The sequence below is a fragment of the Corynebacterium sp. genome, from assembly GCF_052107835.1.
GTDB lineage: Bacteria > Actinomycetota > Actinomycetes > Mycobacteriales > Mycobacteriaceae > Corynebacterium.
Map to the genome: position 1 here is coordinate 19,362 of NZ_JBQEDF010000017.1, position 21,090 is coordinate 40,451.

The following is a 21,090-nucleotide window of genomic DNA, read 5'->3' on the forward strand; positions in this document are numbered from 1 at the left end:
GAACTTCGGTCGGAGCCTTTGCCGGACGCAGTGCCGGTACCGCTGCTGGGTTCCATGGACGCCGGTAGCGTGGTCACATGAGCGAAGCAACGTTCACCAAGCACAATCCCGGCCGTCCCGGTGACTGGGAGGCCGCCTGCCTGTCCTGGCTGGAGGAGGCAGCGGACTCCCACGGCGGCGTGCCCGTCGCCGGAGTGGCCGACCGGCAGGGCGGTGACCTGGTTCTCCGGCGGGTGAGTCCCGGACACGCCACGGCCCAGCACGCGGAGGATTTCGGACGCCGGCTCGCCGCCACCCACGCCGCAGGCGCCCCGGCCTTCGGCGCTGGGCCGGACGGTTGGGAGGGCACCGGCTACCAGGGGCCCAACGGCAACCTGCTCGACCTCCCGCTGCAGCGGGAGGAGTCCTGGGGCGTGTTCTACGCCCGGGTGCTCGCCGACCTGGACAGGACCGCCGGGGGACTGTCAGGGACCGACCGGCTGCTGGACCGGCTCACCTCCGGCGATTTCGACGACGACCGTCCCGCCGCACGGCTGCACGGAGACCTGTGGTCGGGCAACGTGATGTGGTCGCCGGAAGGCGCGACACTGATCGACCCCTCCGCCCACGGCGGACACGGGCTCACCGACCTCGGCTTCCTCACGATGTTCGGGGCACCGCACCTGGACACCGTCCTGGACGCCTACGCGGAGGCGGCCTCCCTCCAACCGGGGTGGAGGGAACTTCTGCCGCTGCACCGTCTGCAGGTCCTGTACCTGCACTCCGCGGTCTTCGGCGGAGGGTACACCGGGGAAACCGAGCGCACGGTCCGCCAGGTGCTCAGTTTGTAGACCATGGTGTGCCACACTTGTCGGCATGTCCAACTCTCCCGACCGCGACGGCGGTGGCCCGGTCCCCATCGACTCCATGAACCGGGTGGCGCCGGGGTACGTCCCGGCAACGTACATCGGTACCCTCCCGTGGACGCTGGTCCCGATGATCGCCGCGGCCGTCGGCGCGGTACTCGCGTCGGGCGTGTGGTCGGTGATCCTGTGGGCGGCGGCGGGGGTCCTGCTGGCGCTGCTCGTGTGGCAGCTGTGGCTGATCCCGGTGCAGGCGTACCGTCGCCGCTGGTTGGAGACCGGGGATGAACTGCTGATCACCAAGGGGCGGCTGTGGCGCACGTTCACCGTGGTCCCGTACGGGCGGATCCAGTACGTGGACGTCACCGCTGGCCCGGTGGAGCGGGGCTTCGGCGTCAAGCGGGTGAAGCTGCACACCGCGTCCTCGACCAGTGACTCGGAGGTCGTCGGCCTGGCCGCGGACGAGGCGGATGCCCTGCGTGACCGGCTCGCCGTCGCCGCCCGCGAGAGGATGAGCGGGCTGTGAGCGCCGACAGCGCCGACAGGCTGGAGGGCACGGAGTGGCGCCGCGTCCACCCGCTGAGTCCGCTGCTGCGCATGTGGGCCGTTCTCGTGGGTGTCGCCGCGGTGGTCATCTTCCAGCAGGCTGAGCAGCTCGGCCGCCTGCGGGACCTGCTGGCGGACAGTTCACTGCCCACCGCGCTGGTGGTCCTGGTGGCGGTCGTCGCCGTCCCCGTCGTGTTCGCACTCGGCTGGCTGGTGTCCCTGCCGTGGTGGCACGCGGCCGGGTACCGGGTGGACGACGAGGAGATCGCCATGCGCCGCGGAGTGGTGTCCAAGCAGGTCAGGACGGCCCGGTTCGACCGTGTGCAGGCAGTGGACCTGGTGGAGCCGCTGGCCCCGCGGCTGTTCCGGCTGGCGGGAGTGAAGGTCGAGACCGCCGGCGGCGCGGACAGTGCGGTCAGCGTGGAGTACCTGCCCCGCAAGGATGCCGAGGAACTCCGCACGACCCTGCTGCACCTGGTCAACGGCACCCTGCAGGACGCCGATGACCACTGGCCCCTGGTCGACGGCGCCGGGGACCAGGGGACGCCCGGGGGAGAGGGTGGCACCGTGATCGTCCCGCCGATCCCCATCGGCCTGTCGCTCGCGGCGGCTGCGTTGTCCGGTGCCACGGTGGCGTTCCTCATCACCGTGGTGGTGTCGCTGACCACCCCGGCGGGCCTGGCCCTGCTGGTGCCGGTGGCCGTCGGTGTGGTGCCGTGGCTCTGGGGCGTGCTGAACACCAGCTGGCGCTTCACCGCACGGCTCAGCGGGGATGTCCTCGGCGTGACCTTCGGCCTGACCGAGCGTCGCCGGCAGTCGGTGCCCCTGGCCAGGATCCACGCCGTCCAGGTGTCCCAGCCGCTGGTGTGGCGGCTGCTGGGCTGGTGGAAGGTCAAGGTCGATGTCGCCGGGTACGGCGACGAGAACAGCAACGGTGGCTCGACGACCACCATCCTGCCGGTGGGGGACCTCGACCAGACCCTGAGGGTGCTGGAACTGGTCTCGCCGCTGGATGCCGGGGAGATCGTCGGCCTGGCCCACCCGGAGGGGATCGGGACGGAGACTGCCGGGGACGCCGGCACCGCAGGCGACGACGGCGTCCGGTACTACCGCAGCCCCGTCGCAGCGCGGTGGGTCTCGCCGATCGACCGGCGGCGCCAGGGGGTCACCCTGGTGTCGGCGAAGGCGGTGGTGTGCCACCGGGGGCGCGTGTACAGGGCAGTGTCCGTCATCGCGCCGTCCCACATCCAGGAGCTCAGCCTCCGCAGGGGCCCGGTGCAGCAGATGCTCGGTCTGTCCGGCGTCCGCTTCGACCTCGTCCCCGGGCCGGTGTCGATGGCCGGGCGCGACCTCACCGAGGAAGATGCCGTGGACCTGGTCAGCCGACTGAGGCAGCGCCAGCTCCCCGCGCCTGCGGTTGTCCGGGATCCAGTCCCCACGTCCGCGCCCCCCGAGGGCTGAAGGCCCACCACGCGCAACTGACGGTGAGGACGATGACCGAGACGTTGCGCAGCACCAGCACCAGCGCAGCACCGGTGTCCGGCGGGTTCGAGATCAGGTAGGGGTCGTAGACCACCGGGTACACCCACGTGGTCAGTGCGGCAGTGACCAGGACCTGCACGGCGATCACCGTCACCGCCCTTTGGCGGCACACCACCATCGCCACCGCGGCGACGGGGGCGATCCAGACCATGTACTGCGGTGAGAAGACCTTGTTGGTGACGATCACCAGCATGATCAGCAGCATGCCGAAGGACAGTGCCCGCACCGGCGTCCAGTCGTCCCGCACCAACCGCACCAGAGCCCACCCCAGGGCCAGGACAACCGTCAGGACCATCAGGACGGTACCGGCGGTGAGCATGGCCTCCACCCCGGGGCCGGTGATCTCGTAGCTCTTCGAGTCGGCGAAACCGATCGCCCAGGGGGTGTCCGCGCCACCGCGGACGGCGTTGGCGAGCATCAGGGGGGTGGCCAGGATGGACTCGACCTGCAGGCCCCGGTCGCCCTGGTAGGTCACCGGGGACAGCAGCCGCTCGGTGCCGCCGAGGACCACCACGAGGACGCACAGCGCCGCCAACGTCCCGAAGAACCAGGCGACCCGCGCCCACGTCCCCACCCGGCGCAGACCCCCGACCAGCGCGGCGCCGAGGATCCCCGGCCACAGTTTCATCATGGTCGCGGCGGCCAGGAGTGCCGGCGACAGTGCACGCCCCGGAGCTGAGCGGCTGAACAGCAGGACGGCGAACCCGGCGACCAGCACACCGGGGAACATGTCGAGCCGGGTCAGGAGGATGGGCCCGGAGACCGCCGCGAAGAGGATCCAGAACCACGCCGCCCTGGCACGCCGGTGCCGGTCGATCCTCCACAGGCAGACGGTGAACGCGGCGGAGGCCAGCAGATTCAGGGCAATGAAACCGTCGATGAAGAGGGCCCCGGTGTCCTCCCCTGGCAGCCGGGTGGCGATGATATCGACCAGGCGCGCTGGCCACGTCCCGACCTCCGGGTACTCGTCCATCGCGCCGGGCTCCAGGCCCGCCACACCACGGAAGTAGTAGTGTATGTCGCCCGTGGACTCGCCGGTGGCCCTGATCCAGGCAACGGGGATGGCGTGCGCCACCAGCCAACCGAGGAGCAGGACGGCGGGATGCGCCGGCCACTGCTGTCCGCGCGTGCTGCGCTGGCGTCCGGACGCGGGGGAACTCACGACACCGGAGTCTAATGCGGCCATATAGATTGGTGTGAATGGAACTCGCCCTGCTGGTCTTCGTGACGATCCTCGTCGGATCGTGCCTGCAGCGGGTGTCGGGGATGGGGGTCGGGCTGATCGGTGCCCCCGTGCTGAGCGTGGCCATCGGCCCGGTCGAGGGGATCATGGTGATCAACGTCCTCGCGGCGGTGAACGCGACGATGTCCACCGTGACCGTGCGCAGGGACGTCGACTGGCGCCGGTTCGCACTGATCGGCTCGGTGATGGTCGTCGGTGCCGTGCCGGGGACGTGGCTGGTGCACGTCACGTCACCGTCGGTGCTCCAGATCGTCGTCGGTGCCGTGATCCTCGTGGCCCTGACGGTCACCACCGTGGGGCTGCGGTGGGTTCCGCGGGTCTCCGGGGGGCCGCCGGCCGTGGTTGCCGGGGTCCTCGCCGGCTTCAGCAACACCCTGTCAGGCGTGGCAGGGCCGGTCCTCACCGTCTACGCCCAGGCGTCCCGCTGGGACCAGCGCACCTTCGCCGCCACACTGCAGCCACTGTTCGTCGTCTCCGGGATCGTCAGCTTCCTGATCAAGTACGCCACCGGCGCGGGCGACATCACCGGCCAACCGTGGGGGATCTGGCCGGCGGCACTGGTCGCCATGGTCCTCGGCATCGCCGTGGGCATGGCGCTGTCGCGCCGGGTCGAACGGTCACGGGCCCGTGTCCTCGCACTCACCCTCGCCGTGCTGGGCGGGCTGACCGTGCTGGTGCGTGGCGTCCTGACCCTGTCGTGACACCGGCCGTCGCGCCGTTCACGCTGAACCCCGCCCAAGAGGTCGGACCACGACGGGTCTACAGTGAGATGACGTGTCACCTTCTCCCCGCCAGAACCCGTCCGCCGCCGCAGGCACCGCGACAGACCGCCTGACCCGCAGGGCCCTGGTTGTCTGGACCGCCGGTGTGCTCGCCTACATCCTGGCGATCACGGGCCGGACCTCGATGGGCGTGGCCGGGGTCGAGGCGCTGGACCACTTCGGCATCGACGCCTCCCGTCTGGCCGTGTTCACCTCGGTCCAGGTCGGTGTGTACGCGTGCGCGCAGATCCCGATGGGCATGCTCATCGACCGCTTCGGCCCGCGCCGGATGCTCGTCGTCGGTGCGCTGCTGATGGGTGTCGGCCAGGTACTGCTGGGGGCGACGTCGTCCTACCCGGTGGCGATCCTCGCCCGGGTGATCGTGGGCACCGCGGACGCCACGGCGTTCCTGTCAGTGATGAGGATCCTGCCCGCCTGGATCCCGATCCGCCAGACACCGGTGTTCACCCAGCTCACCGGTGGTCTGGGCTACATCGGCCAGTTCCTGTCCGCGGTCCCGTTCAGCCTGCTGCTGCACGCGCAGGGCTGGCAGACCGCGTTCCTCAGCCTCGGCGGGCTCAGCGTGGTCATCGCGATCCTCGCCTGGGTCGCCGTCGCCGATTCGCCCGACCCCACCCCGGCCAGTCAGTCAACAGACACGGTGCAGGACGCGGCGGCGAAGACGTCGCGGGTAGGCATCTGGAACACCCTGAAGTTCGTGGTGCATCAGCCGGCCTGCTGGTTGGGCTTCTTCATCCACTTCACCCTGATGAGCCAGATCGTGTTCACCCTGCTGTGGGGTGTGCCGCTGATGACCCTGGGCATGGGTCTGACCGAGGGGCAGGCGTCCTCCATCCTGGTGGTCAACATGGTCGTCAGCGTGCTCGTCGGGCCGATCATGGGCATCATCTCCGCCCGGGCGGGACGCCGCCGCCCGGAGGTCGCTTTGGTCGCCACGATCATCGTGGCGGCGACCTGGGTGGTGTTCTTCGCCGCCGGTGATCCGCGCGGCCTGGTCGCCGTGGCGATCGTGAACATCATCGTGCCCGGGTTGGCGCCGGTGGCGAACTACGGCTTCGACACCGTCCGGGAGGAGGTCGACCGCCGCTTCACCGCCACGGCCACCGGCCTGTCGAACATGGGCGGGTTCGTCGCCGGGATGATCGCCTCGCAGGCGGTCGGCGTGGTGCTGGACATCACCTCGGACGGCGGGGACTACACCTGGGGCGATTTCCGGGTCGCCTGGTGCGCGCTCGGTGCGGTGTGGCTCGTGGGGATCGTGGGGCTGCTGGTCAGCCGGGTGAAGATGAAGCGCTGGCGGGCCACGCAGGACGCCCGGTAGGGCTCGCCGGCGACACCGGCCACCTTCGACTGCGCCTCTGCCCAGCTCCGGTGCACCTCAGCCCGGCCCGCTGCGCCTCTGCCCTCGTAAACTGTCGGCCGCCCTCACGAATTGTCGAGTTAACGGCATTAACCCGACCATTTGTGAGGGCAGCTGACCGTATGGGAGGGCATGGCAGATGGAGGGCGGACAACCATCTCCTGGGCACAGGGGATAACCATGTGGGAGGGCATGGCGGAAGAGATTCAGGCGCGGCGCAGCGGGGTGGGGCAGGGGCCGGGGAGCCGACTAGTAGCGCGGCAGCTCAGGGTGCAGGTCATCGACCCAGGCGAGGATCCCGCCGTCCAGGTGGGACGCCGACTCCTCGCGTCCGGCGAAGTAGGGCGCGACCGTATCCAGCGCAGTCTCGGAACGCCGTCCGGACTTGCAGTGGAAGACCACGTCCCGGCCCCGCGCGGAACCCGGCAGTGCATCGGCGCCACGGGACTCCAGCTCGCCCAGCGGAACAGCCACCGCACCGGGGATGCTCACGATGTCGCGCTCCCACGGTTCACGGACGTCCACGAGCACGGCCCCGGAGTCCAGCCGGGACTGCAGTTCAGTGGGTTGCACGGTGGGGTGGGACACTGTGTGGCAGGCATCGACGACCCCGTCGTCCACATGTGTGACCAGCGGCGCGTCCGGGTCGGGGATGATCCGCAGTTCGCGGAAGGTCATCGCCAGCCCGTCATGGATCAGCAGGCGGCCGTACAGGGGATCGCCGACCCCGGTGATCAGCTTCACCGCCTCGGTGACCATCAGTGAACCGACTGTCCCGGGCAGCGCGCCGACCACCCCACCGGCGGCGCAGCTGGGGACCTCGCCGGGGGCGGGGGCATCCGGGTGCAGGTCGCGGTAACTGATGCCGTCATGCCCGGGACCGTTCCAGAACACCGACAGCCGACCGTCGAAGCGCAGGATCGACCCCCACACGCACGGGGTCCCGGTCAGGGTGCAGGCGTCGGAGACCGCGTAGCGGGTCGCGAAGTTGTCCGCCCCGTCCATCACCAGGTCGTAGCCGGAGACGATGTCGACGGCATTGTCCGGGCCCAGGCGGGTCCGGTGGGTTTCCACGGTGACCAGCGGGTTGATGCGTGCGACGGCGGCAGCGGCGGAATCGACCTTCGCCACGCCCACGTCCGACATGCCGTGGACGACCTGACGCTGCAGGTTGGACTCGTCGACAACGTCATCGTCGACCACACCGATGGTGCCGACCCCGGCGGCCGCCAGGTACTGCAGGGCAGGGGAGCCCAGACCCCCGGCGCCGATGACCAGCACGCGGGCGTTCTTCAGCCGGCGTTGTCCGACGGGGCCGATGTCGTTCAGGGTGAGGTGCCGGGCGTAGCGCACCAGTTCCTCCCGGGTGAGTTCGGCGGCGGGCTCGACGAGCGGTGTCACAGTGCGTCGGCCTCCCGGGGTCCGGAGCCGATCCGGCCCTCCATCGGGGAGGACGCCAGTGCCCCGTCCGCCCAGGTCCGCTTCGGGATGCGTCCGGCGTGGCGGGCCAGGTGCCCGGACTCCACGGCGTACCTCATCGCCGTGGCCATTGCCGTGGGATCCTGGGCGCGGGTCACCGCGGTGGCCAGCAGCACGCCGTCGCAGCCCAGTTCCATGGCCAGTGTGGCGTCCGACGCGGTGCCGATGCCGGCGTCGAGGATCACGGGAACGGTGGCACGGGTGCAGATCAGCTCGATGTTGTGCGGGTTCAGGATGCCCAGCCCGGTGCCGATCGGTGAACCCAGCGGCATCACGGCCACCGCGCCAGCGGACTCCAGCGCCTTGGCCACCGCCGGATCGTCGGAGGTGTAGGCGTAGACCTCGAAGCCGTCGTTGGTGAGCTGTTCAGTGGCGTCGACCAGTTCCACGACATCGGGCAGCAGGGTCTCGTCGTCGGCGAGGATCTCCAGCTTCACCCTGTTCGTGCCCAGTGCCTCCCGGCCGAGCTGGGCGGTGAGCAGGGCGTCACGGGAGGTGTAGCAGCCGGCGGTGTTCGGCAGCACGTCGATGCCGAGGTGCTGCAGCAGACCGAACAGGGACGTTCCGGTGGACGGGTCGAAACGGCGCAGTGCGACGGTGGTCAGCTGCGTCCCGGAGGCGACCAGGGCGTCCTCCAGGACGCTCATGGATGTCGCCCCTCCGGTGCCCATGATCAGGCGTGAGTCCACGGTGGTGGACCCGATGGTCAGTGACGGTGTGGTGGGCATGCCCTAGCCTCCCTGCATGGCGGTGATGATCTCGACCTGTGTTCCGCCGGTCAGCGTGGTCGTCGCCCACCGGCTGCGCGGAACCACGCCGGAATCCAGGGCGACGGCCACGCCGAGCTGGTCGGAGTCGGGGTCGTGCCCGGTGACCTCGCCGATGAGACCGGCGAGGGTGGTGTTCTCGGGGTAGTCGTGGTCGGTACCGTTCACGGTGATGTTCATGCTGTCAGTGCCTCTCTCTCAGGTGCGGTCGCGGCGAGGATGGCGGCGTCCTGTGCGGATGGTCCGGTGCCGGTGACGAGGTCGGCGGCCAGGCGACCACCGAGCGGTGCGAGCAGGATGCCGTGCCGGGAGTACCCGGTGGAGACCACCAGCCCGTCGACCCCGTCCAAATGCCCGATGTAGGGCAGGTCGTCGGGGGTGCCGGGTCTGGCGCGGGCGAGCACCTCAGTGAGTTCCAGGTCCGCCGCACCCGGGACGAGTACCTGGGCGTCCCGCAGGAGCTGGTAGGCGCCCTCCAGGGCGACGCCGTCGAAGCCGTCCTCCCGCTCGGTCGCGCCGATGACGATCTCCCCGTCGGCGCGCGGCACGAGGTACACGGGCTTGCCGTTGACCAGCCCGCGGACGGTGCGCTCCAGCAGGGCGGGACGCCCCGGACGGAGTCGGGCGCGCAGGATGTCGCCGTGGACCGGACGCAGTTTCACCGCCTCGGCCTCGGGGAGCCCGTCGATGCCGGCGAGTGACACCCCCGGGCACAGCAGTGTGGTTTCGGCGTGGATCTCGGTGCCATCGTCCAGCGCGACCCCGGTGACCTGCGGGCCATCGCGCAGGACGCGGACGGCACGCTGCCGGACGAGGCGTCCTGCGCCGTCCCCCGGCCCGGTGACGGCCTCGATCAGGGCCGGGACCAGCACGCGGGGGTTGACCTGGTGGTCATCGGTGACCAGGAACGCTCCCGCGATGGCGGGTGACAGGGCGGGTTCACGCCTGCGTGCCTCACGGGTGGTGATCTGCTCGACCTGCATGCCGGAGGCCCGTTGGTGGTCGGCGAGGTCGGCGAAGGCGTCCCGGTCGGCCGGGTGCGCGCCGATGTCGAGGGTCTCGGTGGCTCGGTAGCCCACCTGGTGCCCCACGGCCGTCTCGAGGTCGGCGATGTAGGACGGGTAGGCGGCTGCGGAGGCGACCATCAGCTCCCGCATGGTGTCGTGCTGGTAGACGACCTCGCTGACCGCGGCGATCATTCCGGCGGCGGCGTGGCTGGCCCCGTTGCCCGGGGCGGGATCGACGACGGTGACTGTGTGACCTGCCTTGCGCAGGTTCCAGGCAGCGGTGAGTCCGGCGACTCCCGCGCCGACGATGACGGTGTCTGTGCGATTCATGGTGCGTCCTTTCCTCCGGCGGCATGACCCGCGTCAGGTGTGAACGGTCGGCCGGTGCTGCCCGGCCCTCTCAGCCCCCACCTCAGGGGCTCCCGCAGTGCGCTTGACGACTACCATTCCACCACATGACCCCCCAACGATTCGACGTCACCCCCGACCGTGAGAGGCGCATGACGCTTCTGCGGGACGCCACCCTTTACCTGTGCACCCCTGCCCGGACGCAGCAGGGTGACCTGCGGGATTTCCTGCACTCCGCGTACGACGGGGGCGTGGACATCATCCAGCTGCGCGACAAGACGCTGGACACCTGTAACGAGATCGACGCATTGTCCGTCCTCGCGGAGGTGGCACGCGAGCACGGGAAGCTCTTCGCCGTCAATGACCGGGCGGACGTTGCCGCACTGGTCGGGGCAGATGTCTTCCATGTCGGGCAGGACGACCTGACGTCCGCGCAGGCCAGGTCGCTGCTCGGGCCGGACGTGGTGGTGGGGTTGTCCACACATTCGCTGGAGCAGGCCACGGCGGCTGCGCAGGACGCTGACCTGGACTACTTCTGCACCGGTCCGGTCTGGGAGACGCCGACGAAGCCGGGTCGTGCTGCGACCGGTCTGGGGCTGGTGGCGGAGACGGCGGCGATGCTGGGCAACGCCATCGATCCGGTGCAGCGCGACAAGGCCTGGTTCGCCATCGGAGGCGTGGACGCCTCGACCCTGCCGTCCGTTGTATCCGCCGGCGGACGCCGCGCCGTGGTTGTTCGCGCCATCACCGACGCAGCGGCCCCCCGCGCCGCCGCTGCCGAACTCAAGGGGTTGCTGGGGTAGCCGGATTGGAGCCTTTTGTCCGGTGTCAGGACGCCAGGACGTGGACCCCGTGGTGCCGCAGGGTTGCGAGGCAGCGTTCCGCGTCCTCGCAGGGAACCTCGATGACCTTGCGGTTGGTGCGGGTGATCCGGAATCCCGGTCCACTTCGGGTGATCAGTCCGGTTCCCATCCCGTTGAACCGCCAGCCCCAGCCGCCCCATTCACCGGCGTGGATGTCAATGAGCTGGGCGAAGGAGATCTCGTCGTAGGGGACGCTGGAACGGGGGAGCCCCAGCACTGAGCGGTAGCTGAAACCGTCCGCGTCCACACGGAGCCTCCATGTGCTGCAGGACACGACGACCAGCACAACGAAGGCGATGGACCCCAGTGAGGACATGGTGGAATCACCCTGGACCAGACCGAAGATGATGAGGCCCACAACCAGTCCGTACGTCCCGATCTGGATCCACGGATTCAGGGTTTCGGTGCGGAACCAGGCGACCCGGACCCCGTCCGGTACATCGAGCGGGGGAACGGTCCCGGTCATGGGGGCGATCGCGTCCGGTACGGGACGGGTGATCAACGCGAGGAGCGTGGCGACGGCGGCCGCCACGACGAAGACCCATATTTCGGAGCTCAGGGACAGCTCCGCCGTCGCTGCGTCCTCAAGTCCTCGCTGGACCTCGAAAATCCGGATCTGCATGCCGCACAGCAGGACCACGGTGAATCCCATGGCCGCTGCATTGAACCGGGCGGCTGGTCCGGAGGACAGTCCTGCCCGGCCGAGAACCGTGAGCAACGCGAGGGTCGCCACGGCCATGCCCGTGAGCAGCAGGATGTTGAGCCACGGGGAGGAGAAGCCGTTGGCTTGTCCGGAGCCGTTGAAGTGCGTGGCCATCGGTTCGGGGACGTCCGCGATCATCACCATGGACCACACTGCGGCGGCGATGATGATGACCGCCAGGGGAACGGTGGTGGTCAGCAGGTACCTCCGCTGGCCACGCTCGGTGTCGGGATTCAGGACAGGCCTCCTTCGTTGAGCATCCGGGTGACCCGGGAGAGTGACATCCCCTTCTGCCGTGCGAGGATCACGAGGTCGGTCACGGCGGCGGAAACGGGGTCCGGTGTGGGCGACGGATCGAGCGCGATGGCGCCCCGGCCCCTCCTCAGTTCGATCGTGCCGGCGTCCCGCAGGTCGCGGTAGGCCTGCAGGACGGTGTTGCGGTTCAGGTCGAGGGAGGACGCCAGTTCGCTGGCGGAGGGGAGTCGTTCGCCGGGGCTGATGGCGCCGGACATGATCTGCTCACCGACCTGGTCCGCGATCTGCCGGTAGATCGGCGTCGCGTCGCTGTGGTCGATGGCAATGAGCATGCTTCCGAGGGTACTCAACTAGCATAACTAGTACAACTAGTTCTTTGGGTTCCGGACGCGGTGACAGGAGGGCAGGCCCCGTGGTCAGGGGAACGATCGATATGGCGAGGAACCAGTGACCCGGTCCTGGGAGAGAAAGGTCTCGGCCAGGGACTGCCACCGCAACCACTGGGTGCTGGCCCAGGTCGTCCCGCGCGTGCGGTACGTGCGTCGTTTACGTCGTGGCACCGGACATCCTGACAACCAGGGCCACGAGACGGTAGACGAGCTCGCTGACGATCAGTATTGCGACGACAATGATGATGGCCTGCTGCCAGAACGGGAATGGATCGAGGAGATCGTTCCAGAGCACGAGGACGAGAAGGGCGATCAGAGGCGTCTGCAGCCAGAGTGTCACCCGGTCACGCAGGGGCCTGCGAGGGGGCGGGGTCTCCTCCGGCACATAGACCGGGGACATGGGCTCGATCTGCCCTGGCGGGTTGGAGAGGGGCATACACCGACACTGTCATGAGAAAATGCTCAGCGCCATCGGAGAATGCCGGTTGATTCCCCGGCACCGCCCCGATCCGATGGCGCAACGCCGTTTACGACGGCGGGTCCCCCATCCCCGGCCGATCGGCCCCGTCGCCGGAGCTTAGAGCTCGCTGACGGATCCCTTACCGTCCACGAACTCCACCGTGCGCTCCGACGGAAGCTCGTCGCGTCCGGCGAACTCGGTGAGGACGTCGGCGACCAGGTCGCGTGAGGACGTCGTCACCCCCTCGGCCTCCGGGGTGCCGGCGGCCGCGACACCGGTGGACGGCTCCTCGGTCAGCGCGGTCGGCCCGAGGATCAGGTAGTCGAGACCCTCCGTGCTGTTCAGGCGGTCGTCGACCGTCTTCTTCGCGTCGGCGTAGGGGAAGAAGGAATTGTCCTCCGGCACAGAGTGCGTCGTCGCGCCCAGGTAGGAGACGTTGAGGTAGCGCGGCGCCTTGCCCGCGTCCCGGAGCCGCTCCAGGGAATCCACCACAGCCAGCGCGGCGTCCTGGTCGACGGCGTAGGTCACGTCGGCACCGCCGCGTCCACCGTTGCCCGCGGTCCAGACCACCACGCTGAACCGTGAGAGCAGCGCGTCCCACTCCTCGCCGGTGAGCTTCGTGACGTCGCGGACCAGGGGAGTGGCCCCCAGGGCCTCGATCTCCTGGGCCTGGTCCGGGTTGCGGATCAGGGACGTGACCTCGAAGTCCCGGTCCACGAGCTTGGGTGTGGCCAACAGGCCGACCTTGCCGTGGCCGCCGATGATAAGAACGCTGGTCATGAAATCCTCCTGTGGGAGTGTGATGAATGCTGTCCACCCGCCTCAACGGGCCCTCACCCGCCGCTATTCCAGTTTTGCCCACAGTTGGTATTCCGGGGACACCCACCCAGGTAACCTGAATCACGTTACCCCTGACCACGTGAGGAGCTTCACCGATGAACCTGGAACTTTCCGAGGAGGACGTTGCCTTCCGCGACAACCTCCGCAGCATCTTCGCCGAGGTCCCGTCCGGCATCCGCGCCCGTATGCGCGCCGGGCGGATCACCCGCGAGGACATCATCACCTCCCAGCAGGTGCTGAACAAGCATGGCGTCGCCGTCCCGCACTGGCCGGAGGCCAACGGTGGACAGGACTGGACCCCCACCCAGTCGCACATCTACACCAATGAGCTGCAGCGTGCCTGCATCCCCGAGCCACTGCCGTTCAACACCGGCATGGTGGGCCCCGTCATCGCCACCTTCGGCAGTGACGAGCTCAAGGACCGCTTCCTGGCGAAGACCGCGAACCTGGACATCTGGTGGTCCCAGGGCTTCTCCGAGCCGGGGGCCGGCTCCGACCTCGCGGGGTTGAAGACCACGGCGGTGCGCGACGGTGACCACTACGTGGTCAACGGGCAGAAGACCTGGACGACGCTGGGCCAGTTCGGCGAGTGGATGTTCCTGCTCGCCCGCACCGACCCCGACGCCGCCAAGCCGCAGCAGGGGATTTCCTTCCTGCTGGTCGACCTGGACACCCCCGGCATCGAACGCCGCCCGATCCGCCTGATCGACGGCTCGGTGGAGGTCAACGAGTTCTTCTTCACCGACGTCCGCATTCCGGCGGAGAACCTCGTCGGTGAGGAGAACAAGGGTTGGACCTACGCGAAGTTCCTGCTCGGTAACGAGCGCAATGGTATGGCTCAGGTCGGCACCAGCCAGCGTCTCTACGCTGACCTGGTCGAGATCGCCGCGGGACGGGACCTCGCGGCAGGCACCGTGCTGGACGACGCAGTCTTCCGCAACCGCCTCTACGACGTGAAGCTGCGGCTCAACGCGCTCGAGGCCACCCAGCTACGGGTCACGGCAGCGAGTGAGGGCGGCAAGCCCAGCCCGCTGTCGTCCCTGCTGAAGATGGAGGGCAGCCGCATCTGGCAGGAGCTCGGCGAGCTCGCCGTCGAGGCACTGGGCTCGGACGCCGTGGAAGTCACCGGCGCAGACCCGGCCGGGGGAACCGGTGCGCCGGGGGACGGTGACCATGTCGTCGAGTACCTCAACAACCGCAAGGTCTCCATCTACGGAGGCACCAATGAAGTGCAGGCGAACGTCATCGCCAAGGGCATTCTCGGACTCTAGGAGGAGCGGAACCATGGATCTTTCACTCACAGATGAACAGCGCATGCTCGCCGACTCCGTCCGCAGCGTGTTCGCGCAGGCCGACGGCGACCCCACCTCCGGGGCCGATGCCCCGGAAGGTTCACTGGCCTTCCGCCGGGAGGTGTGGCAGCAGGCCGCCGAACTCGGGGTGACCGCCCTGGTCACCCCTGAGGAGTACGACGGGGCGGGCGCCGGTGTCGGGGAGGCGTACGCCGCGGCCAATGTGATGGGCGCCCTCGCGGTCCCGGAGCCGTTGACGGATGTTGCCTATGTCCCGTCGTGGCTGCTGCAGGACCTGGGCACGGACGACCAGAAGCAGGACTGGCTCCCGCGGCTGGCCGCCGGGGAGGCCCTCGTCCCCCTCGCGCACGCCGAATCCGGCGCGGGCTGGGGCAGGGAGCGGTCAACGACGGTCACCGCCGGACGGATCAGCGGTGGGAAGCGGGCCGTCGCCGTGCCCGCGGACGCCGACGCCTTCCTGGTCACCGCCGTGGAGGACGGCACCCCGGGCGTCTACCTGGTCACCGCCGGCGAGGGCGTGACGGTGGAACCGCACCGGGACGCGGAATGGGTCGCGTCCGGCACCGTCACCTTCGACGGGGCCGCCGCCGAGCGGCTCGGTGGGGGAGACGGCGTCGCGGCGTCCGACGCGCTGCGCCGTGCGGTCGCCCTGGCGAGGATCGTGCAGGGCGGCCGCGCCGTCGGCCTGATGGACACGGCGCTGACGCAGACGGTCGAGTACCTCAAGGTCCGCAAGCAGTTCGGTGTGACCCTGAACCGTTTCCAGGCGCTGACCCACCGTGCCGCGCAGCTGTACTCGGACGTGGAGCTGGCCCGTTCCACCGCACTGTGGGCCACCGGCATCGCCGAATCGGAGGATGTGTCCCTCGACGAGCTTGAGTCGACGGCGTTGGACGCGTTCGTCTTCCTGGCACGCCAGGCCCGTGTGATCGCCGAGGAAGCCGTCCAACTGCACGGCGGGATCGGCGTGACCTACGAGACGGCCATCAGCCACTACGCCGCGGCACTGACCAGCTTCCAGCAGATCTACGGCGGTGTCCTGGAGGCACGCAGCACCGGTGTGTCCTCGTCCTCGCCGACCACGCCCCCGAGCGCCCTGCTGGACAACGAGCTGCCCAGCTACAGCTGAGGCGGGAACGATGATGACGGTGACAACGGGCCGCCGATTCTGAGTCGCCCGTCCCGTCAGCGGCAGCAGACGCGAAACAACCCGGCGGGGCGGTTCCGATCATCAGAGAATCGGAACCGCCCCGCCGGGCTGCCACCGCGCCACGGTGGGCGCGGGAGTCGACTACCGCTCAGCAGTCGAAGTAGAGCTCGAACTCCTGCGGGGTCGGGCTCAGCCGGACCGGGGAGATCTCGTTGTCGTACTTGTAGCCGATGTAGGTGTCCAGCAGGTCATCGGTGAACACGCCACCCTCGGTGAGGAAGTCGTTGTCCTCCTCCAGGTCCTTCAGAGCGGCCTCCAGGGAGGTCGGCGCGGTCGGGATGCCGGCGGCCTCCTCCGGGGGGAGCTCGTAGAGGTCCTTGTCGACCGGGGCGTGCGGCTCGATGCGGTTCTTGATGCCGTCCAGGCCGGCCAGCATCATCGCGGCCATGCCGAAGTACGGGTTGCCCGAGGGGTCCGGTGCACGGAACTCGAGGCGCTTGGCCTTCGGGTTGGAGCCGGTGATCGGGATACGCACCGCAGCGGAGCGGTTACGCTGCGAGTACACCAGGTTGATCGGGGCCTCGAAGCCCGGGACCAGGCGGTGGTAGGAGTTCAGCGTGGGGTTGGTGAACGCCAGGACGGAACCGGCGTGGTGAAGGATGCCGCCGATGTAGTAGCGGGCCAGGTCGGACAGGCCCGCGTAGCCGGCCTCATCGAAGAACAGCGGGGAGCCGTCCTTCCACAGGGACTGGTGGGCGTGCATGCCGGAGCCGTTGTCGCCGGACAGCGGCTTCGGCATGAAGGTGGCGGCCTTGCCGTGCTGGGCGGCGGTGTTCTTGATGATGTACTTGAAGGTCTGCAGGTCATCCGCGGCGTGCAGCAGGGTGTTGAACTTGTAGTTGATCTCCTGCTGGCCACCGGTGCCGACCTCGTGGTGGTAGCGCTCGATGTCGAACTCCGCGGCGAGGAGGTTCTCCACCATCTCGTCGCGGACGTCCACGGTCTGGTCGTACGGCGGGACCGGGAAGTAACCGCCCTTGATACGGGTCTTGGAGCCGGTGTTGGGGGTGCCGTCGGTGTTGAAGTCCTTGCCGCGGTTCCACCAGCCCTCGTTCGAGTCGACCTCGTAGAAGGAGTTGTTGATGTCGGTGGAGTACTTCACCTTGTCGAAGAGGTAGAACTCGGCCTCCAGGCCGAAGTTGCAGGTGTCGGCGATGCCGGTCGAGGCGAGGTACTCCTCGGCCTTGCGGGCGACGTTGCGGGGGTCGCGGGAGAAGGGCTCGCGGGTGAAGGGGTCGTGGACGAAGAACTTGATGTTCAGCGTCTTGCTGTTGCGGAACTGGTCAACCTTCGCGGTGGCGAGGTCGGGCAGCAGGTTCATGTCGGACTCGTCGATGGTGGTGAAACCACGCACCGAGGAGCCGTCGAACGCCAGGCCGGTCTCGATGGCGTCCTCATCGAAAGCGCCCGCCGGGATGGTGAAGTGCTGCTCCACGCCCGGGACGTCGGTGAAACGGACGTCGACGAATTCGATGTCTTCGTCCGCGATGAACTTGGTGACCTCTTCGGCCGTCTTAAATGCCACTTCTGGACTCCTTGCAGTCATGTTCGACCCAACTCGCGGTCTCGTTGTCTCACGAGTGGATTCACCCTGTCGGGTGTGTCGTGGAACAACCCTATTCTCAGGTTGTTGCCCGGCTGTCAATCGAATGTTACCGGCATGTAACAGACGACCGGGTTCCCCGGCCGAGTGGCTGGGGGTTACCGACTAGGATACCCAGGACGGGTGCCGGGGTGTGGTACTCCGGGGTGGAAGCGGGGGAATTGGGGGTCAACGGGACCGCCGGTAGTCTTGGGTGACATGGCGAAGCGGCAGAACAGCAAGGGCCCGCAGGGCGACAGGGACAAGGCGGAGCGCAGGCGGGAGCGCAGGGAGTTCCGGGATGAGCGGGCATCGCAGCCGAGTTGGCTGGAGGGCCCCCAGGTCCCCGGAAAATACGAGGATCCCCGTGACCTCAGCGCCTACCCCGGCAAGCTGCTGGGGCTGCCCAAGGACGGGGCGCGGTCGATCGCGAGCATCGGCCAGCGCTGCCTCGCCCTGCTCGCCGACTGGTTGATCTGCTACGTCATGGCGATCTTCATCACCCAGAGCACGGACGCGCTCGGGGGACCGGAGTTCGTGGTGCTGGTGCTGTGGATCCTCTGGCGGACTGTCACCGTCTGGCTGTTCGGACAGTCCCCGGGCCACGCCATTGTCGGCATCGGGGTCTGCCGGGTCGACAACCCTGAAGCCCGCGTCGGACTTGTCCGTGCAGCGGTGCGCACGGTCCTCACGGTGTTCCTGTTCCCCCCGCTGGTCCAGGACACCGACAGTCGCGGGATGCACGACCGTGCGACCGGCACGGCGGTCGTCCGGACGCGCTAGGAGTGCATCAGCCCCGCTTGTTGCGGTTCGCCGCACGGCGGGCGCGCCGGTTCACGCCGGACGGGCTGCCCGCACCCTTGGGGATCGGCCCCTTCGGCATCATCGCCTCGCGTGAGTGCAGGCGAGAGATCGACTCGACGCGGCTGTTGAGCGCGTCAACTTCCTTCTTCTTGATGTTGCGCGGCAGCTTGACCAGGTGATTCTGCAGTTTGCGCACCTCGACCTCGCCCTCGTCCTTGCCGATGTACACGTCGTAGATCGGGGTGTTGCCGAGGATCCTGGCGAGACGCTTGCGCTCCTGCGCCATCATCGACTTCAGGCGGTGACGGCTTCCCTCACCGACGAGGATCACGCCGGGGACGCCGACGACCCGGTGGACGGCATCCATGTGCGTGTTGGTGGCCACGGCGGTCTCGGTGATCCACTTGACGCCCACCCCGTCACGCAGGTTCTGGAGCGCCCATCCCGCAGCACCGGCCTCGCCCTCGATCTGGTCGTAGACGCCAGCCTGCAGACGGCGGGAGAAGATCCAGAACGCCACCAGCACGCCGATGAAGATACCGACGATGAGGTTGAGCCACCACCAGCCGAACAGCAGGCTGAGCAGCAGCATCGCTGCAATGGGGACCAGGAATCCCAGCAGCATGAAGGGGATGAGCTTCTTGTCCTTCTTGCGCTGCATCTGGAAGGCCTGCCACATTTGACTCCTGGTCTGCTTGCGGCGGCTCTTCTTGGCGGCTTTCTCCAGCCGCTTGTTTTCCTTTTCCCGGGGATCTTTCGCCATGCCCCCACTCTAGAACATCACCCTCCCATGCCCGTAAGTCCCCCGCGTGGGGGCGTGGGAGGGGTGGAACCGGGGGCTCTACCGCGCGGAGGAGACCGGGGTGTCGGTGGACGGACCGTACTTCTCCAGCAGCGTGCTGGCCTCCTGGCTCGTGGTCGAGCCGAGGTTGTCGCCCAGGTGGGCGAGGTTCTCCGGGAGCGGCTCGCCGCGGGAGGCCTTCGCCTCGGCGTAGAGCCGTCCGGAACGGTAGGACGACCTGACCAGGGGACCGGACATGACCGCGCCGAAACCGAGCTCCTTGGCGAACTCGGAGTGCTCCATGAACTCCTCCGGCTTGACCCAGCGCTCGATCGGGTGGTGCATGCTCGTCGGACGCAGGTACTGCGTGATCGTGATGATGTCGCAGCCGGCGTCCTTGAGGTCCGTCAGCGAGCTCTGCACCTCCTCTGCGGTCTCGCCCATGCCCAGGATCAGGTTGGACTTGGTCACGAGGCCGAAGTCACGTGCGGCGCGGATGACGTCCAGGGAACGGTCGTAGCGGAAGGCGGGGCGGATGCGCTTGAAGATCCGGGGGACGGTCTCCAGGTTGTGGGCGAAAACCTCGGGGCGGGCCTCGAAGACCTTGGCCAGGAGATCGGGCTTCGCGGAGAAGTCCGGGGTGAGGTTCTCCACGCCGGTGTGTGGGTTCTTCTCGTGGATCTTGCGCACGATCTCGGCGTAGAGCCACGCGCCCTCGTCGTCCAGGTCGTCACGGGTGACGCCGGTGACGGTGGCGTAGCGCAGATCCATCTCGCTGATGTTCTCGGCCACGCGCCGCGGCTCGTCCATGTCCAGCGGTGAGGGTTTACCGGACTTGATCTGGCAGAAGTCACAGCGCCGCGAGCAGGTGTCACCACCGATGAGGAAGGACGCCTCGCGTTCCTCCCAGCACTCGTGGATGTTGGGGCAACCCGCTTCCTGGCACACCGTGTGGAGACCGGCGCCGGAGACGCGGTTCTTCATGTCACGGTATTCCGGGCCCATCTTGGCCTGGGTGCGGATCCACCGTGGCTTCTGCTCGATGGGGGTCTGGGAGTTCTTCGCCTCGATGCGGAGAAGTCGTCGTCCGTCTGCTGTAACAGTCACAGGGCCAGCCTACGCGCGGATTTCCGCGGCGTCACAGTCGGAGGTGGCGTCCGCCCCGGGACCGGTGCCGGAGTCCACGGCGTCCGCCACGATCCCGTGGGCCAGCCGCTCCGGAACGTCGGCGTCGGTCGTCGCCAGTGTGCCGTTCAGGGAGTCGGTGAGGTGCCCGGTGAACAGGTCGGTGACCTCCCCGACGGTGATCTCCCGGCCCAGTTCGGCCGACAGTGTGGTCACACCGGTGTCCGGTAGGCCGCACGGGACGATGTGGTCGTAGTAGTCCAGGGTGTTGTCGCAGTTCAGCGCGACCCCGTGCATGGTGACCCCGCGCGTGACCCGGATACCGATGGCGGCGACCTTCCGGGCGGGGACGAGTTCCCCGTGGCGCAGCCCGGCGGGCAGCCAGACGCCCGAGCGTCCCGGTACCCGGCCGACGGTGTCCAGGCCGAGGTCGCGGCAGGTGGCGAGGACCGCCTCCTCGATGCGGCGGACGTAGTCGACCACGTCGATCGGGTCGGCGAGTTTGACGATGGGGTAGGCCACGAGCTGTCCCGGCCCGTGCCAGGTGATGCGGCCGCCGCGGTCGACGTCGACGACGGGCAGCCCGTTGGTGGGGAGGTCCTCGGGCTGGGTGCGTTTACCGGCGGTGTAGGTCGGGGGGTGCTGCAGCAGCAGGATGGTGTCACCGGTCTCGTCGTTGGCGCGCTGACGGGCCAGGGTGGCCTGCCGGTCCCAGGTGGACAGGTAGTCGACCGTGCCCAGGTCCTCGACGGTGAGCGGGGAGTCCGCCATCCGGATGGATCCGTGTTGATATCCCATGCCTAACGACTCTACCCCGCCACCGTCGGGGGACGGTGGCGGGGTAGAGGG

Annotated in this window: 22 protein-coding genes and 1 riboswitch; of the genes, 9 read left to right on the plus strand and 13 right to left on the minus strand. The window is 68.6% G+C overall.

Annotated features, from left to right (window positions below):
- The first annotated feature begins 77 nt into the window (after positions 1-77).
- The 3 genes from ACTIL2_RS06325 to ACTIL2_RS06335 all read left to right on the plus strand — a co-directional run bounded on the left by ACTIL2_RS06325 (position 78) and on the right by ACTIL2_RS06335 (position 2,849).
- On the plus strand, positions 78-830 hold the full coding sequence (locus ACTIL2_RS06325; RefSeq protein ID WP_442336602.1) for a fructosamine kinase family protein: 753 nt from the start codon (positions 78-80) through the stop codon (positions 828-830).
- A gap of 76 nt (positions 831-906) precedes the next feature.
- Entirely contained in the window at positions 907-1,368 is a 462-nt protein-coding gene (locus ACTIL2_RS06330; protein ID WP_442336631.1) for a PH domain-containing protein, read from the plus strand.
- On the plus strand, positions 1,365-2,849 hold the full coding sequence (locus tag ACTIL2_RS06335; RefSeq protein ID WP_442336603.1) for a PH domain-containing protein: 1,485 nt from the start codon (positions 1,365-1,367) through the stop codon (positions 2,847-2,849). Before ACTIL2_RS06330 ends, ACTIL2_RS06335 begins: the two co-directional genes overlap by 4 nt.
- Here ACTIL2_RS06335 and ACTIL2_RS06340 read toward each other — a convergent pair.
- Positions 2,767-4,092 (minus strand): hypothetical protein, encoded by a 1,326-nt coding sequence (locus tag ACTIL2_RS06340; protein WP_442336604.1) that lies wholly within the window; start codon positions 4,090-4,092, stop codon positions 2,767-2,769. The two genes, ACTIL2_RS06335 and ACTIL2_RS06340, sit on opposite strands and share 83 nt — an antisense overlap.
- 38 nt (positions 4,093-4,130) lie before the next feature.
- Between ACTIL2_RS06340 and ACTIL2_RS06345 the strand changes: the two genes are divergently transcribed.
- Positions 4,131-4,874 (plus strand): sulfite exporter TauE/SafE family protein, encoded by a 744-nt coding sequence (locus ACTIL2_RS06345; RefSeq protein WP_442336605.1) that lies wholly within the window; start codon positions 4,131-4,133, stop codon positions 4,872-4,874.
- A gap of 73 nt (positions 4,875-4,947) precedes the next feature.
- Positions 4,948-6,276 carry an MFS transporter gene (locus ACTIL2_RS06350; RefSeq protein ID WP_442336606.1) on the plus strand — a complete coding sequence of 443 codons (1,329 nt, stop codon included), beginning with the start codon at positions 4,948-4,950 and terminating at the stop codon, positions 6,274-6,276.
- 288 nt (positions 6,277-6,564) lie between these two features.
- On the opposite strand, the gene moeB is transcribed toward ACTIL2_RS06350, so the two are convergent.
- The 4 genes from moeB to thiO all read right to left on the minus strand — a co-directional run bounded on the left by moeB (position 6,565) and on the right by thiO (position 9,898).
- Entirely contained in the window at positions 6,565-7,716 is a 1,152-nt protein-coding gene (gene moeB, locus ACTIL2_RS06355) for a molybdopterin-synthase adenylyltransferase MoeB (protein ID WP_442336607.1), read from the minus strand.
- Positions 7,713-8,522, minus strand: a complete 810-nt coding sequence (locus tag ACTIL2_RS06360) for a thiazole synthase (protein WP_442336608.1) — start codon at positions 8,520-8,522, stop codon at positions 7,713-7,715. Before ACTIL2_RS06360 ends, moeB begins: the two co-directional genes overlap by 4 nt.
- A gap of 3 nt (positions 8,523-8,525) precedes the next feature.
- Complete coding sequence (gene thiS, locus ACTIL2_RS06365; RefSeq protein WP_442336609.1) at positions 8,526-8,741, minus strand: sulfur carrier protein ThiS; 216 nt, start codon at positions 8,739-8,741, stop codon at positions 8,526-8,528.
- The gene (thiO, locus tag ACTIL2_RS06370; RefSeq protein WP_442336610.1) at positions 8,738-9,898 is read right to left on the minus strand and encodes a glycine oxidase ThiO; all 1,161 of its coding nucleotides are present in this window, start codon (positions 9,896-9,898) and stop codon (positions 8,738-8,740) included. The genes thiS and thiO overlap by 4 nt, the downstream gene beginning before the upstream one ends.
- A riboswitch (TPP riboswitch) is annotated at positions 9,892-10,004 on the minus strand. Its footprint overlaps the gene before it by 7 nt.
- Positions 10,005-10,023: 19 nt before the next feature.
- Between thiO and thiE the strand changes: the two genes are divergently transcribed.
- Positions 10,024-10,719 carry a thiamine phosphate synthase gene (thiE, locus tag ACTIL2_RS06375; RefSeq protein WP_442336611.1) on the plus strand — a complete coding sequence of 232 codons (696 nt, stop codon included), beginning with the start codon at positions 10,024-10,026 and terminating at the stop codon, positions 10,717-10,719.
- Positions 10,720-10,744: 25 nt separating this feature from the next.
- Here thiE and ACTIL2_RS06380 read toward each other — a convergent pair whose 3' ends face one another.
- The 4 genes from ACTIL2_RS06380 to ACTIL2_RS06395 form a co-directional block, all read right to left on the minus strand.
- A complete protein-coding gene (locus tag ACTIL2_RS06380) occupies positions 10,745-11,719 on the minus strand; it encodes a DUF1648 domain-containing protein (protein ID WP_442336632.1) in 975 nt (324 codons plus the stop codon).
- A complete protein-coding gene (locus ACTIL2_RS06385) occupies positions 11,716-12,069 on the minus strand; it encodes a GntR family transcriptional regulator (protein ID WP_442336612.1) in 354 nt (117 codons plus the stop codon). Before ACTIL2_RS06385 ends, ACTIL2_RS06380 begins: the two co-directional genes overlap by 4 nt.
- Positions 12,070-12,283: 214 nt before the next feature.
- A complete protein-coding gene (locus ACTIL2_RS06390; RefSeq protein WP_442336613.1) occupies positions 12,284-12,562 on the minus strand; it encodes a hypothetical protein in 279 nt (92 codons plus the stop codon).
- Positions 12,563-12,703: 141 nt separating this feature from the next.
- Complete coding sequence (locus ACTIL2_RS06395) at positions 12,704-13,366, minus strand: NAD(P)H-binding protein (protein ID WP_442336614.1); 663 nt, start codon at positions 13,364-13,366, stop codon at positions 12,704-12,706.
- Positions 13,367-13,521: 155 nt separating this feature from the next.
- Here ACTIL2_RS06395 and ACTIL2_RS06400 point away from each other — a divergent pair, with 155 nt between their 5' ends.
- Positions 13,522-14,697, plus strand: coding sequence for an acyl-CoA dehydrogenase family protein (locus tag ACTIL2_RS06400; protein WP_442336615.1), 1,176 nt, complete (start codon positions 13,522-13,524; stop codon positions 14,695-14,697).
- Positions 14,698-14,710: 13 nt separating this feature from the next.
- Positions 14,711-15,868 carry an acyl-CoA dehydrogenase family protein gene (locus ACTIL2_RS06405; RefSeq protein WP_442336616.1) on the plus strand — a complete coding sequence of 386 codons (1,158 nt, stop codon included), beginning with the start codon at positions 14,711-14,713 and terminating at the stop codon, positions 15,866-15,868.
- Positions 15,869-16,037: 169 nt separating this feature from the next.
- Here the strand turns inward: ACTIL2_RS06405 and glnA are convergent, their stop codons facing one another.
- Positions 16,038-17,474 (minus strand): type I glutamate--ammonia ligase, encoded by a 1,437-nt coding sequence (glnA, locus tag ACTIL2_RS06410; protein WP_442336617.1) that lies wholly within the window; start codon positions 17,472-17,474, stop codon positions 16,038-16,040.
- A gap of 276 nt (positions 17,475-17,750) precedes the next feature.
- On the opposite strand from glnA, the gene ACTIL2_RS06415 reads away from it, so the two are divergent.
- Positions 17,751-18,314 carry an RDD family protein gene (locus ACTIL2_RS06415; RefSeq protein WP_442336618.1) on the plus strand — a complete coding sequence of 188 codons (564 nt, stop codon included), beginning with the start codon at positions 17,751-17,753 and terminating at the stop codon, positions 18,312-18,314.
- A 7-nt stretch (positions 18,315-18,321) separates the two neighbouring features.
- Here ACTIL2_RS06415 and ACTIL2_RS06420 read toward each other — a convergent pair whose 3' ends face one another.
- From ACTIL2_RS06420 to lipB, 3 genes are all read right to left on the minus strand, one after another.
- A complete protein-coding gene (locus ACTIL2_RS06420; RefSeq protein WP_442336619.1) occupies positions 18,322-19,098 on the minus strand; it encodes a DUF4191 domain-containing protein in 777 nt (258 codons plus the stop codon).
- A 78-nt stretch (positions 19,099-19,176) separates the two neighbouring features.
- Positions 19,177-20,223, minus strand: a complete 1,047-nt coding sequence (gene lipA, locus ACTIL2_RS06425) for a lipoyl synthase (protein WP_442336620.1) — start codon at positions 20,221-20,223, stop codon at positions 19,177-19,179.
- Positions 20,224-20,232: 9 nt separating this feature from the next.
- Positions 20,233-21,039, minus strand: a complete 807-nt coding sequence (lipB, locus tag ACTIL2_RS06430; RefSeq protein ID WP_442336621.1) for a lipoyl(octanoyl) transferase LipB — start codon at positions 21,037-21,039, stop codon at positions 20,233-20,235.
- Positions 21,040-21,090 lie beyond the last annotated feature (51 nt).

What these genes read in the sequence shown, in the direction of transcription:
- ACTIL2_RS06325 (WP_442336602.1), top strand. Translation starts at nt 78, where the DNA reads ATGAGCGAAGCAACGTTCACCAAGCACAATCCCGGCCGTCCCGGTGAC.
- ACTIL2_RS06330 (WP_442336631.1), top strand. Translation starts at nt 907, where the DNA reads ATGAACCGGGTGGCGCCGGGGTACGTCCCGGCAACGTACATCGGTACC.
- ACTIL2_RS06345 (WP_442336605.1), top strand. Translation starts at nt 4,131, where the DNA reads ATGGAACTCGCCCTGCTGGTCTTCGTGACGATCCTCGTCGGATCGTGC.
- ACTIL2_RS06360 (WP_442336608.1), bottom strand. Translation starts at nt 8,522, where the DNA reads ATGCCCACCACACCGTCACTGACCATCGGGTCCACCACCGTGGACTCA.
- thiS (WP_442336609.1), bottom strand. Translation starts at nt 8,741, where the DNA reads ATGAACATCACCGTGAACGGTACCGACCACGACTACCCCGAGAACACC.
- thiO (WP_442336610.1), bottom strand. Translation starts at nt 9,898, where the DNA reads ATGAATCGCACAGACACCGTCATCGTCGGCGCGGGAGTCGCCGGACTC.
- thiE (WP_442336611.1), top strand. Translation starts at nt 10,024, where the DNA reads ATGACCCCCCAACGATTCGACGTCACCCCCGACCGTGAGAGGCGCATG.
- ACTIL2_RS06385 (WP_442336612.1), bottom strand. Translation starts at nt 12,069, where the DNA reads ATGCTCATTGCCATCGACCACAGCGACGCGACGCCGATCTACCGGCAG.
- ACTIL2_RS06390 (WP_442336613.1), bottom strand. Translation starts at nt 12,562, where the DNA reads ATGCCCCTCTCCAACCCGCCAGGGCAGATCGAGCCCATGTCCCCGGTC.
- ACTIL2_RS06395 (WP_442336614.1), bottom strand. Translation starts at nt 13,366, where the DNA reads ATGACCAGCGTTCTTATCATCGGCGGCCACGGCAAGGTCGGCCTGTTG.
- ACTIL2_RS06400 (WP_442336615.1), top strand. Translation starts at nt 13,522, where the DNA reads ATGAACCTGGAACTTTCCGAGGAGGACGTTGCCTTCCGCGACAACCTC.
- ACTIL2_RS06405 (WP_442336616.1), top strand. Translation starts at nt 14,711, where the DNA reads ATGGATCTTTCACTCACAGATGAACAGCGCATGCTCGCCGACTCCGTC.
- ACTIL2_RS06415 (WP_442336618.1), top strand. Translation starts at nt 17,751, where the DNA reads ATGGCGAAGCGGCAGAACAGCAAGGGCCCGCAGGGCGACAGGGACAAG.
- ACTIL2_RS06420 (WP_442336619.1), bottom strand. Translation starts at nt 19,098, where the DNA reads ATGGCGAAAGATCCCCGGGAAAAGGAAAACAAGCGGCTGGAGAAAGCC.
- lipB (WP_442336621.1), bottom strand. Translation starts at nt 21,039, where the DNA reads ATGGGATATCAACACGGATCCATCCGGATGGCGGACTCCCCGCTCACC.